Annotated in this window: 10 protein-coding genes and 1 riboswitch; of the genes, 9 read left to right on the plus strand and 1 reads right to left on the minus strand. The window is 60.6% G+C overall.

The window, feature by feature from the left end:
• The 4 genes from HY737_08025 to HY737_08040 all read left to right on the plus strand — a co-directional run.
• Window positions 1–1,867, plus strand: a 1,867-nt coding sequence (locus tag HY737_08025; protein ID MBI4598328.1) for a hypothetical protein, incomplete at its 5' end; no start/stop codon positions are given.
• A 252-nt stretch (window positions 1,868–2,119) separates the two neighbouring features.
• A complete protein-coding gene (locus HY737_08030; GenBank protein ID MBI4598329.1) occupies window positions 2,120–2,716 on the plus strand; it encodes a hypothetical protein in 597 nt (198 codons plus the stop codon).
• 27 nt (window positions 2,717–2,743) lie between these two features.
• Window positions 2,744–3,598, plus strand: a complete 855-nt coding sequence (locus tag HY737_08035) for a hypothetical protein (GenBank protein MBI4598330.1) — start codon at window positions 2,744–2,746, stop codon at window positions 3,596–3,598.
• A 15-nt stretch (window positions 3,599–3,613) separates the two neighbouring features.
• Entirely contained in the window at window positions 3,614–6,445 is a 2,832-nt protein-coding gene (locus HY737_08040; protein MBI4598331.1) for a pilus assembly protein N-terminal domain-containing protein, read from the plus strand.
• Here the strand turns inward: HY737_08040 and HY737_08045 are convergent.
• The gene (locus HY737_08045; protein MBI4598332.1) at window positions 6,432–6,965 is read right to left on the minus strand and encodes a hypothetical protein; all 534 of its coding nucleotides are present in this window, start codon (window positions 6,963–6,965) and stop codon (window positions 6,432–6,434) included. The genes HY737_08040 and HY737_08045 overlap by 14 nt on opposite strands.
• Before the next feature lie 16 nt (window positions 6,966–6,981).
• Window positions 6,982–7,112: riboswitch (cyclic di-GMP riboswitch) on the minus strand.
• Between the two features lie 31 nt (window positions 7,113–7,143).
• Here HY737_08045 and HY737_08050 point away from each other — a divergent pair.
• The 5 genes from HY737_08050 (at window position 7,144) to HY737_08070 (ending at window position 12,321) form a co-directional block, all read left to right on the plus strand.
• Complete coding sequence (locus tag HY737_08050) at window positions 7,144–8,535, plus strand: hypothetical protein (protein MBI4598333.1); 1,392 nt, start codon at window positions 7,144–7,146, stop codon at window positions 8,533–8,535.
• Window positions 8,536–8,719: 184 nt separating this feature from the next.
• Window positions 8,720–9,952, plus strand: a complete 1,233-nt coding sequence (locus HY737_08055; protein ID MBI4598334.1) for an ROK family transcriptional regulator — start codon at window positions 8,720–8,722, stop codon at window positions 9,950–9,952.
• A gap of 12 nt (window positions 9,953–9,964) precedes the next feature.
• Complete coding sequence (locus HY737_08060; protein MBI4598335.1) at window positions 9,965–10,903, plus strand: hypothetical protein; 939 nt, start codon at window positions 9,965–9,967, stop codon at window positions 10,901–10,903.
• A gap of 6 nt (window positions 10,904–10,909) precedes the next feature.
• Complete coding sequence (locus HY737_08065; protein ID MBI4598336.1) at window positions 10,910–11,956, plus strand: type II secretion system F family protein; 1,047 nt, start codon at window positions 10,910–10,912, stop codon at window positions 11,954–11,956.
• Entirely contained in the window at window positions 11,953–12,321 is a 369-nt protein-coding gene (locus HY737_08070; protein ID MBI4598337.1) for a prepilin-type N-terminal cleavage/methylation domain-containing protein, read from the plus strand. Before HY737_08065 ends, HY737_08070 begins: the two co-directional genes overlap by 4 nt.
• The last annotated feature ends 5 nt before the right edge of the window (window positions 12,322–12,326 follow it).

Here is a 12,326-nt window from a genome sequence, read left to right on the forward strand (position 1 = left end):
CGCCACCGCCAGCTACGACGCGGCCACCCAAACCTGGAGCTTTCCCCTCGCCGCCGCGCACGTAAGCCCCGGCGGGCAGGTGGAGCTGTGGGTGCAGGCCGAGGATCAAGCCGGCAACACCAGCGCCTGGCAACGGCGGCAAGCAAGGGTTGGCGGCGGCGGCCCGGACATCCTTGGTCCAAGCCGCGTCATGATTCAGGGCACCCAGCTGCTGGTGGCCAAACGTCAGGAGGATGGGCGTCTTGCGGCTGCCGCGCCGTTTAAGTTGAAAGGGGTGGCGTACTCGCCGGTGGATCCCGGCGAGACCATCGGCAGCCTGGCCGCGGCGCGCCAGCATCTTCGAGAGAGCCGATACAAGGAAGATTTTGAGCTGATGCAGCAGATGGGCGCGAATGCCATCAAGACCTACGCCGATATGGGAACGGATCTGACCGCCATCAAGATCTTGAATGAAGCCTATCAGAGGAATCTGATGGTGCTCGTGATGCTGGATATCGACACCGCTCAGGTCACGTCGGTTGTCGACGCGTACAAGAATCATCCGGCCCTGTTGGGTTGGCTCATCGGCAACGAGTGGAATCTGAACAGGTTCTATCGCGGCCTAACGATCGAGCAGGGGGCTGCGGAAGTTGAGCGTATCGCCCAACTCATCCACCAGCTCGATCCGAATCATCCCGTCGCCTCCAGTCTCGGGTTCTCAAGGGATCATCTGCCGATGCCTAATCCGCTCAACGTGGCCGAATGGCCTGGCCTCTATCAGGTGTTTGTGGATATTTTGACCAAGGCATCGAGCGTAGACTGGTGGGGGCTCAACGCGTACCGGGGCAGTAGCCTCGATCCACTATTCGTCACGTGGACTCGGCTCTCCGCGTTCGCCGGAGCGCCCAAACCTCTCTTTTTCAGCGAGTTTGGGACGGATAGCTGGAATCACCAGTCGTGGCAGTTGGATGAGGCGCTACAGGCTGACACCGATACGGCGTTGTGGGACGAAATCCACCGGCAGCTATCCGCTGCGGACCCGAACCATCAGTGCGTTGGAGGATTTGCGTTTGAGTGGAATGACGAATGGTGGAAGGCGCCAGGCGGTTCGCTTCTTGCTCAAGAGCCAGGCGGCTTCCCACTCAGCTACCCGGTGTTCGGAGCGAGCGGGCAGGTAGTCGGTCAATGGCTGGGCCATCCGGACGGCTATTCGAACGAGGAACATTACGGGCTCCTCGACATTAACCGCGGCATGAAGCAGACGTTCCACGTGATGCGAGAAGCCTTTAGTTTGGGGTGGGTCAAGCAAGACCCGGTGCGGTTAGAGATTCATTCGCGTGGTTTCGAATCCGGCGGACCAACGGTGTTTCTTAAGCGAGGCATGGTGATGGCGCGCGGGGGCGCGCCACTTTCAGTTCTCACGGTCAACCGCGCGACGGGACTTCTCCGCCGCCAAGATGGGTTTGATGTCTGGGAAAGCGCGGCCACCGAATGTCCCAGATTGCAGCAATTTGTCGCTACCGAGTGCCGGCCAGGCGATGTACTTTTGCTGGGGGTGGCGAACACTGCGAATAATTTGACGCGCGCAGAGACGCGTCCGTGTCTCGATGCCCTCCAGCGGCTCGGCAGCCACCAGGCAGACCAGATCGCATTTCAAATTCCCTGGGCAATGATCTCAGAGATCTCGCCCAAAGGGGGGGAGGGGATGAACTTAGCTGAAGCCGTCGGACAGTCGAGAACCGATGTCGCGCGCGTGCAAGCTGAAATATTTCTCGACGCCGATCGTGATGGGCTGACGGATAACGTGGATCCTGACAACGACAATGATGGAGTTTCAGATGCGGCGGAGCGGACCCGCGGCTCTGATGTGCTCGACCCGTCTTCATAACATTCATGCGGGCTTGTGTTGAGACCGAATTGGAAGGAGGTGTGTGACAGAATAGTGGGAAGAGAGGGGATGGTGTGATACAATGAAAAAATGTCAACAGAAGATAAGGAAAGGAGAATTCTCATGAAAGCACTAACGTGTAGCGTTGCCTTGGCCGCCTGGTTGCTCAGCCCGGCCCTGGCATCAGCGATTGTGTGTGACGCGTCTGGTCCAGCAGGCCCGAAGAACTGTATCGCAGATGTGAGCGCAGCAGTGGACTCCGTCGTGTCTCTGGATTGCGCCATCCAGGAGAAGACAGCCACTCCTGACGGGAAAGAGGTGGCTGGCGGTCCAATCGTCCCGTCGATGAACTTCGGCAACCTATCGCGCCGGACCGAGTCGATCTGTCCAGGCAACGACTGTGACGGTGATGGGGTGCAGAACGAGCCGCTCGCTTTGGCGGGAGACAAGTTTTTCAAGGTCTTCTGCGGGGCCAACACGTCGCGGCGCTCCTATACGCTGGCTCATCAGACCTCAGCGGCAGGGTTGACCAATGGCACGAATAACCTTAACGGCGCATGGGTCGTGGTGCCGGTTCAGGCGACGACGGGAGACGGTCTCACGTCGGTCGGCGGCGTCATGGGCAATTGCGATCGCGCTTTGGGGAATAAGACGCTCTATACCTCCGCTGCGGCAGGCACCGCTGGGGTGGTCGAGCTCGTTTACGCGATCGGCGATCGTTCGCCCCACGTCGGCAGCACGCTGGCCCACTGTTCAAGCGTGCCAGCTGGGTTTGCGCCTATCCCACCGGACCAACAGGCTGGTGCTTACGCTGGGACGGTTACGTGGACGCTGACAGTCAACCCTTGACGGCTGCGGTATTGCCGTTGCTAGATGATGCGTGACGGCAGATACCGGCTCCGCGGTGTTGACGCTTTCGCCTGCCTGGCCCTCATCGTGTCGTGGGCCGGGCAGGCGTTTGCGTTGAGCGTGCACAACACCAACCCGGTGGTTCGACAGACGCTCGCCCCGGGCGATGTCGTCCAAGGATCGATTGAGCTGGTCAACGACGGGAATCAGCCGGTTGAGGTGAAAGCCTATCTTGAGGATTGGCGTTATGCGTCTTCAGGGGACGGTTCGAAAGAGTTCGCCCCGCCGCAAACCATGCCGCGATCGTGCGCCGGCTGGATTAGTTTCTACCCGCAGACGATCGGTCTGCCGCCCTCCGAGCGCACGTCAGTCGAATACACGATCCGCGTGCCGCAGGACCAGCCGCTGGAGGGCGGCTACTATGCGGTGTTGTTTTTTGAGGCGGCGCTCGCCGAGGCTCCGGCTGAGCCGCCAGGCAGCGAAGTCGGCGCCGACACGCACGAAGCGGTCGTGAAGTTCGCCGCGCGATTGGGTAGCTTGTTTCTCGTTGATGTTAAGGGGACGGTGCGGCGTGAGGCGCGCCTTTCATCAGCGAAGGTGACACCTCCAAGCGTTGCGCATCCCATCAAGCTTGAGGCTGTCCTTGCCAATGAGGGCAACGTGTCTCTTTCCTGCACGAACTCCTACCACATTATGGGACCGGACAATGTGGTGGTTGATCGCGGAGAGTTGTCGGCTCTCTACCTGTGGCCTGGAGATAAGGCAGGGCTCGCGGCCGAGGCCTCTGCGTTGCTGGGGACGGGGACATATCAGGTCGTCATCACGTCAGATTGCGGGGAAGAGCTGATCATCGCAGAGGAAACACAACTGTCGGTTCCCTGAGCGCTGAGGCGAAGAATGCGCTCACACTGGCTTCGGTTTCAGCAACTCTGGCAAGGATTCCTCCTTGTCGTTGTGGTGCCGTGCGCAGCCGCCCAAGAGCCGCTTCTCCCAGCATCACCTCCTCCCGGAGTCGTCGAAGTCATCATCGGGGAACGTCGCACGGTAGTTGTGCCAAACATCCGGCGCCTGCTCATCGGCAATGCCGATTTGTTCACCGCCTCACAGGTTGACGCGAACACGCTTTCGCTCATCGGCCTTACTCCTGGCCGAACCTTCCTGCACGTTTGGTCCGAGGCGGGCCGCGTCACCATCCCGGTGCAGGTGCTGTATCCGCGTCCCGTCCGGGTGGAGGCTGAGCGCGAAGCGGCTCTTGCGCAGGCCATTGAGCACGCCTCGCCGCTGGCGTTGCGGTATGAGTTCGAGTATGAGTTTTCGGGGCGCGACCAAAGCCTCTCCCGTATCGATCGACTGACGACAAATCGCACGCGCCATAGGATCAGCCATGAGATGGAAACCCCCTTCGGCATGACGTCATCTCAGGTGGCTTTCAGCCGGACGAATGCTCTCGCTGATTTGGCGGGTTGGTACGCGAGGCTTAGCGACGGCCATGTGGGGCCTGTGCACCACCTTGACGCCGTCGCAGGGGATACCGGCGTGCCGTTTGGCGAGGGATCCTTCGCCATCCCTCCACTCGGGTTTCGAGGCGCGAGCATGACCTACAAAGGTTTAAGCCCATGGACAACCTCGGCGGTCTGGGGTCAGGAACGCTTCGGCGTGCTGACGTCGCTTTCGTCGGAGGCGGCGGCCGAGCAGGACGCATTTCTCTACGGGTTTCACGTAGCTCACGATGACCGCACGCAACCATGGAGTTCTCGTCTCTCAGCGCTGTTCGGCTATGGAGACGATCGCGCGGCTGGGCAAAGCAACCATGTGTTCTCTTTAGGCAGCACGGTCAGGCCGGTGGAGCCGCTCACCATCGACACCGATGTTGCCACGAGCGAGGGCAAGTTCGGTTATACCCTCCGATCGTCCTACGCGCTGCGGCGAGGCAAAGTCGGGCTGCGATACCGCGACATCAGCGAGTCGTTCCAAGGTATTAGCGGCAGCGTTGGCGGACAGGGGCAGCGCGGGGTGCTGATGGATGGCTCCTGGAAAGCGACGGATCGTCTGGGGTTCCAGGGGAGATTCGAGATCTTCCGCGATCGGCTCTTTCCCAATCCTGATGAGCTGACCGCGCTCAACACTGATCTGAATACCAGCTTCGACTGGCAGCCTCTGGATGGGACAGGGCTCTTCGGGTACTTCAATCGACGCCGCCGGATGGGCAGCATCTTTCCAAGCGATGAGCTCTACACGGGGATTTCTGCCAGCCAGCGGCTGCCACTGGACCGTCTGCTTCCGCGCCTCTCGGCGCCGACGCTCAGCGCGCTGGTCGAACATCAAGATACGCGGAACGTCACCTCCCCGACCGCCGATTTCGACAGTGAGTTGCTTTCCCTCAACCTGTCGATGCCGCTCGCATGGGGGCTCTCCGCGAGCGTCGGCAAGCAATGGCGGTTCCTGGAGCAGACGGCCACAGGCGACCGATCGCGGCCGAGCCGCTTCACGGTATCGCTGGCGCACGGAACGAGCTTTGATCATGGCCGCTGGTCGCTCCGAGGACGATTCGGCTATGAGAATGAGGAACAAACCGGCGCCATCGGCAGCTTCCTCGCAGGGCAGGATCGGCTGGGGTGGGACGCCGGCCTTCGCTACCACCCCTCGAGGGATACGGAAGTATTCGTGGATGGCCGCATCGAGCATGTGAGTTTCGAAGGCTCGAGAGAAAGCCAGGTGGAGCTCTCAGTGTTCAGCGGGGTGCGGCTACTCTTCAACACCGAGGTTGTCCGCCTCGACCCGTGGGTGCGGATCGGCGGCATGGTCTTCCACGATATCAACGGCGACGGCCAGCTGCAACCCGGCGAAGAAGGATTGGAGCATATCAAGGTTATGGCTGGCCCGTCCAAAACAGCGATAACCGGAGCCGACGGGCGCTTTACCTTCGGCCGGGTCTTTGGCAAAACAGTTCCGGTGCGAGTGGATGTCTCAACGCTGCCCAAAGGCTATGTGATGTCCACGCCGGTTGTCCAGCGGCTGAGGGCTAATCAGGTTCGAGTGCCGCTCATCCTCTTTGGAGCGCTCGGCCGCGCAGAGCTGCGCGGACGCATCTTTTACGATGTCGATGGCAACGGCGCATACAGCGCCGCCGACCGCGGGATCCCGCAGGTGCGCGTGCAGATCGACGGCAAGACCTCGGAGACAGATCGCTCAGGGTGGTTTAGCTTCCGGGATCTCGGGAGCGGCCGCTACACCCTCTCGCTGGTGCTGGAGAGTCTGCCACTGCGGTACCTGCCCACCGTTCCCATTCGCCAGGTGTTCGAGCTGACGGAGGGGGGCGTGGCGACGATGGATATCCCGGTGATCATTCGCCGAGCCATTCAGGGTAGGGTCTTTGTGGATCGCGACCAGAGCCGGAGGTTCGAAGTGACGGATCTGCCGCTGCGGGGCGTGCCGATGTGCCTCGACGGCCGGCGCGTGGCGACAACCGGCGCCGACGGCATCTACCGGTTCTCCGACGTCGGGCTTGGAGACCATGCGCTTTTGCTCAATTGCGGGATGCCGCTCAAGGGTCTCCGATCCATCGAAGACTCGGAGAGAGCCGTCATGATCTCGACAGATGATCCCGAGTTGATCACGGTCGATTTTCGTCTTGGTCAGGCTGAGCTGCCGAGCGAAGCAGCGCCACCTGCGCAAGATACGGAACGTCAGAGGGATGGGCGTCTACTAGAAAGCGTCACAGAGCTGTGACGGTCAGGACAAGTGTCCCGCGGTATCGGCCGCTGGCCTGTCCTGGGGGGATGTCTAAATGATAAGAAACAGTTTGATCGGTCGAGCGGCCTCTGGCATCCGACACAAAGAGAGTGCGAGGCTGACGGCCAAGGTGATCCATCACATCCGCGGGCGAGTTCACGGAAGCGCGCAGAGCCTCGGGGGAGAGGCTCATTCCTGCTTCGTTGGTCAAGGGTCGCGTGAGTTGGTGGGTCACGTGATAGGGCCGGCCGAGATTACTGAAGACATGGACGTCCACGCGGATCGGGTCAGACAAGCGTGGTTCGGTCGGCGAGCTGTAGAGCGTGCCAAAGTCGATTTCCCTCCCTGTTTGGGGTGCCACCGTCAGGGAAAGTTCCGGCTCGATGGTTGCGACGACATCGACGGTTTGACTTACGCTTTCGGCCCCTGCGGATGGCGCGAGCGCGGTTATGGCGATCAGCACAGCAAAAAACCTGATCCGGGGAAAGATCAGGCTGTGTCGCGCGTAGGAATTCATAACGAGATCCTCCGATCCCGGCAGCCCAGCCATCCGTTCGATATCACGAGCGATATCAGATATCGATTTCGATATCTGATATCGTCTTATCGCCTTGGATCTGTGGCTTTGCGTGCCCCGATTTCTCGGGGGTTGCGTTTAATTATCAATGACCATAGCAAGTATACCTGACGATGCGATGATGTGGGACATGCGCTGCAAAAAAACTCTGGTCGGTGTGGCTGCTGGCGCGTTGCTGGCATGTGCCAGCGCGGAAGCCGCAGGGAGCATGGCGATCTCGGCGGTGCGCGGAGGCTCGACGGCCATTAATCTTGGCGAGCTGGACAGCGTGCGACGGACCACCTATGAGGAAGTCACGATCCAGCTCTCAACCAGCCCAGCCGCGCAGTTCCAACTGTTTTCACTTGTCTCCGCGCCACTCATCAACGAGCGTGGCATCACCCTTGATCCCGCACTGCTCACCATCGAGATAAGCGGTGGCAACTCAGGGACGGTGCGTGTTCGGACCATCACACCGCTGCCCTCCGGGACCGCCGAGCTGTTCACCTCCTCAGCGACCGGAGAGGCCGAGACGCTGCGGATCCTCTTTGGCTGCTCACCTCAGACGCTTCCAGCCGCCGGGTCGTATGTGGGGGCGATGACCTTCTCGCTTGTGTCGGTGGAAGGCTCCTCTCCCATCGTGATCCAGACCATCCCCATTCGGGTGACGGTCTATCCCGTCATGTCGTTGGCGCTCGACACCGATTCGGCGACCAGGCTCCGCTTTCGCGGTGACGAGCAAGGAACCCTGATTGTATCGCAACCCGTTCGCCTACTTATCAGCAGCAATGCGCCCGGCCCGATTGAGTTAGTTCACATCATCGAAGGATCTCTCCTCAATGAGGAAGGGAGGAGCCTTCCACTGTCGGTTCTTACGCTGCGCATTGCGGAAGAGGGAACTCCGCCCAAGGAAATTCCGGTTTCAACGAGGATGACATTGCTCACCAGTGAATCGGCATTGGCGGTGCGCCGCGTTGAGCTTGCCTACCGGGCGGTGGTTCCGGTAGAGCAGCGTGGCGGGGTCTACCGTGGGGTGGTGAACCTTCAACTGGCCGCCGCCGCCGGAGGCGTAGCTGCTGAGAGAACGAGTGTGCAATTGCCTGTTGAACTTGACGTTCCATCTATGTTGAGACTGACGATTCTCTCAGCAGAGAGCGATCGCTTAGAGCTCGCCTTCAGCAAGCTGCTCCCCGGAGAGACCAGTCTGCCGAAAACGTTTTCATTTACTGTGCAAGCGAATACAGGACAGCCCTATGGCGTGTTTCAAGAACTTGCCTATTTGTTGGTGAGCGACGAGGGGCGGCAACTCCCGCAGGAAGCGTTCACCTGCGCAGGGACTGCCGAGGCTGGGAGCGGCACGCTTCGGATCACGCAAGAGACATCGGTGCTGGTTGGCAAGTCTCTCGTGTACCAGTCAGATCCATCGGGTGCGCCGGCGGCGTTCTCGGTGACATGTCGCGTGCATGTCCCTAAGGATGCGTCTGGCGGATTGTATCGGGCAAGCCTTCGATATACCATTACGCCGCTATAATTATTTAACAGCTTGTCTTGACAAATGTTAGCAACAGTCTAGAATAATAAAAATAGTCCCAGCACCGAGGTGGCGCCTGTGCAGCTGATGATGGCTTTATAAATTATTATCATTCTGTATTATTGGGTATTATTCAGCGAATAGGCGCGACGGAGCCGCAGGAGGCTTCAGTATAGGTGATGGGATGATCACACGCCGCTCACTCTTAGTGCAGCATCGTCTGACGGAGCGCGAGGAGAAGAGTTTTCAAATCCTCGAGCTGCTGCGCCAGCGCGGCCCGCTCACCAGGACCGAAATCTCCCAAGGCACTGGCTTTAATATCGTGACGGTGTCCAACTACATCGCCCAGTTTATCAATCGCGGCCTCGTGATTGAGCGCGGCTTCGACGTCTCCACCGGCGGCCGCAAGCCGATCCTCGTGGAGCTCAATGCCAAGGCCGGCTTCTCCCTCGGTGTGGATCTCGGGCCGTTGGATGCCGCAACGCCCCAGACGCGCGCCGTCCTCACCGATCTGCGCGGCCACGTGATCCATCAGGTGGCCCGCCCCCGCACCAACCACAACATGGATCGGATCTTGCAGGACCTTGGCGGCGTGATCCGTGAATGCATGCAGAGCAGCCCAGTGGATCCAAAAAAAATCCAAGGCATCGGCGTGGGATTGCCGGGCATCATGGATGAGCGCGCCGGCACGATCCGCGAAACCTCCCGGCAGGGTACCCGCACGAATTATGTGGCGGTGCGCGATCAATTGGAAACCGAATTGCGCCTGCCGATCTTGATCGGCAGCGATTCCACCCTCGCCGGCTACGGCGAGCTGCGCTTAGGGTTAGACCGGCCGGTCAGCAATCTGGTCTACCTCTATTCCGACGTGGGGGCGAGCCTGATCATCCACGGGCGCATTTATTGGGGGGCCGGGGGCAGTGCCGGCCAGCTCGGCGTGTTCGTGCCGTCCGACATGGATTATCTGACATGGATCAAAAGCCCCTCCTTTGTCTTGTCGAATGTGTGGGACATGGGGCTGACCTCTCAAGCCAAGAAGCTCATCCGCGAAGGGCACACCACCGCCATCCAAGAATTCGAAGACAACGGAATTGATGCGATCAGCTTGCAGACGATCATCAAGGCTGCGCAGGGCGGGGATCAGCTCTCGAAAGACCTGGTGGAGCATGCCGCCATGCAGCTGGGGATCCGCATCGCCTATCTCGTCAATCTGCTCAATCCGGAAGTCGTGATTATCGGCGGCGGCATCGAGCGGGCCGGCTCCATGCTCTTAGAGCCGGTGTGGCGATCCGTCAAGAAGTATGCGTATGAAGAGCCGGCCAGCCTGGTGGATGTGCTGCCGGCGCAATTAGGCGAGAACGCGGTGGCGCTGGGCGCAGCCTGCTGGGTCATTCAAGAGCTGTTCACGCAGTCCTAACCATTGGAGTCGATGAATACGCGAATCGCGCTGCCTGCCGTGCTTGCCGTGGCACTGATCGGGGTCGGGTTGCTCTGGTGGCAGGAGCAGCAGAAGGCGACAGCGCTGGCTCAGCAACTGAGCGAAGCGCAGCAAGCGCTGGCCGAAAAAGAAGCCCAATACGCCCAGGCCATGCAGCAGGTGGCGTCGCTGAAGACCGATAACAAGTCGCTCAAAGAGAATCTTGCCGCAATCCGCGACCAACTGGCCGCCGCCCAGCGGCAAGCGGAAGATGCCCGGCTGCAGCTGAGCACCCTGGAGCAGCAGAACGCGGAGTTGATCGAAGACAAGACCCGGCAGATGGCGCGGGCCGCCAGCGTCTCGAAGGAGCGCGATGAGCTCGCGCAGAAAGTCGCCGCCATCGAGAACGACCGATCCAACCTGCAGCATGCCGTGAGGCGCCTGCGGGAGCGCCTCACATGGCTCGACCGCGATTATCGCCAGGTGGCGGAGCAGCTCGCGAAGCTCCAAGCCGAGCGGGCGACTTCCGTGATGGGCTATGCGCCGTCTCCATCCGATCCAAATACCTCGGAAGCCGCCACCCCAGAGTCGATGCCAGACCCCGTCGCCTCATCCACCGTGCGTCCCAGTGCGACCGCGTCCTCAGGATCGGTTGAGCTTCCGCCGATCATCGTGCGCAAGGATGATGCCGCGATGTCCACGCCGGTCCGCGGACGGGTCGTGGACGTGAATGCCTCCTCGCACTTCATTGTCGTCGATAAAGGCAGCCAAGACGGTGTCCGCGCCGGAGCGGTGTTCAATATTCTGCGCGGTGCGACACCCGTGGGACGCGCATCCGTGGTCAGAGTTCGACCGCAATTGTCGGCCTGCGATGTGTCCCAGGCGACGGCCAGCCAAGTGCATGTCGGAGATCTGGTGATCGATACAGGCTTCGCGTCGTCTGCACCGTAGGGCCGCATGGGATTCCGCCGCTCAGGGCGTGGCCATCTTGTCCTGAGTACCCGCCAGCTCGCGACACTCGTCAAGGCCGGCATGCCGCTGTTGCGTTCCCTCCGGACGGTCACCGATCAGCTAGACCCCGGACCCATGCGGGACGTCTTTAGCGCCGCATCCAAAGACGTTGAAGGCGGCCTGAAATTCTCCGAAGCGCTCTCCCATCACCCCAAGTTTTTCCCCCGATTTTACGTCAACATGGTGCGAGCCGGCGAAGTGGGGGGGCAGCTCGATGAAATCCTCAAGCGCCTGGCCGAGCTGATGGAGAAGCAAGCGCGGCTGCGCGAGCGGGTCAAAAGTGCCCTGATGTATCCGGCGTTTGTCATGGTCGCGGCGGTGGCGATCTTGATCATCCTGATGGCGTTCGTGGTGCCGACGTTTATGAACATGTTCAATGAGCTCGGCTCCAATCTGCCGCTGCCCACCCAAATCCTGGTGATCATCTGCACGGCCGTGCGGTCCTACTGGTGGATGGTGCTGCTGGTTCTGGCGGGAGGCGGCATGGCGTTGAACATGTTTTTGAAGACGCTGCCGGGGCGCCGGCTGATCGACCAGCTCAGCCTGCATCTTCCGGTGATGGGGTCGCTGGTGGAGCGGCTGCTGATCTCCCGCTTCGCCAGAACGCTGGGCACGCTGCTCGCCTCCGGGGTGCCGATTCTCACGGGGCTGGAGACCGTGCGCGCGACCGTGACCAACCTGGTCATGGATGAGGCGCTTCAAGATGTGGAGCGGAGCTTGAAAGTGGGGGAGACGCTGTCTCGCCCGATGGAGCTCTCCGGCGTGTTTCCGCCGATGGTCACGCGCATGATCGCGCTCGGGGAGGAGACCGGGCAATTGGATCGCATGCTCATGCAGATCGCCGATAACTATGAAGAGGAAGTGGAGGTGCAGCTGGCCGGCCTCACCCAGCTCTTGGAGCCCCTGTTGATTCTGTTTGTCGGCGGCGTCGTCGGATTTATTGTTATTGCGATGTTTCTGCCGCTGATGTCGCTCACGAAACTTCTAGGATGAAGCGCGCGTTTTCGTTGATTGAGGTGATGATTGCCATGGCCATTCTCGCCGTGGGACTCTTCGGGGCGGTGCGCGTCTTTCCCATGGGCTTGCAGGCCTCCCATCGATCCGAACTGAGCAGCCGGGCCTCAATCGTGGCCGGGCGGATCCTGGAAGAGTTGAAGCTGAAGTCCTGCGCCGAGCTCAAAGAGGAAGCGATTACGCAAGAAGGGATGACGCTGGCCACGCGGTTCGCGCCGCTGACCGTGCCGCATCTCGTGGATCAGCAACGGCTGAAAGCCGTCGAATTGACCGTCACGTGGCAGCAGAATGGCCGGCCTCGCTCGCAGGTGTTTATGACGTATGTGCGCTGCGTTCCATCGTAAAGATA

Source organism: Candidatus Omnitrophota bacterium, from assembly GCA_016209275.1.
GTDB lineage: Bacteria > Omnitrophota > Gorgyraeia > Aquiviventales > Aquiviventaceae > JACQWM01.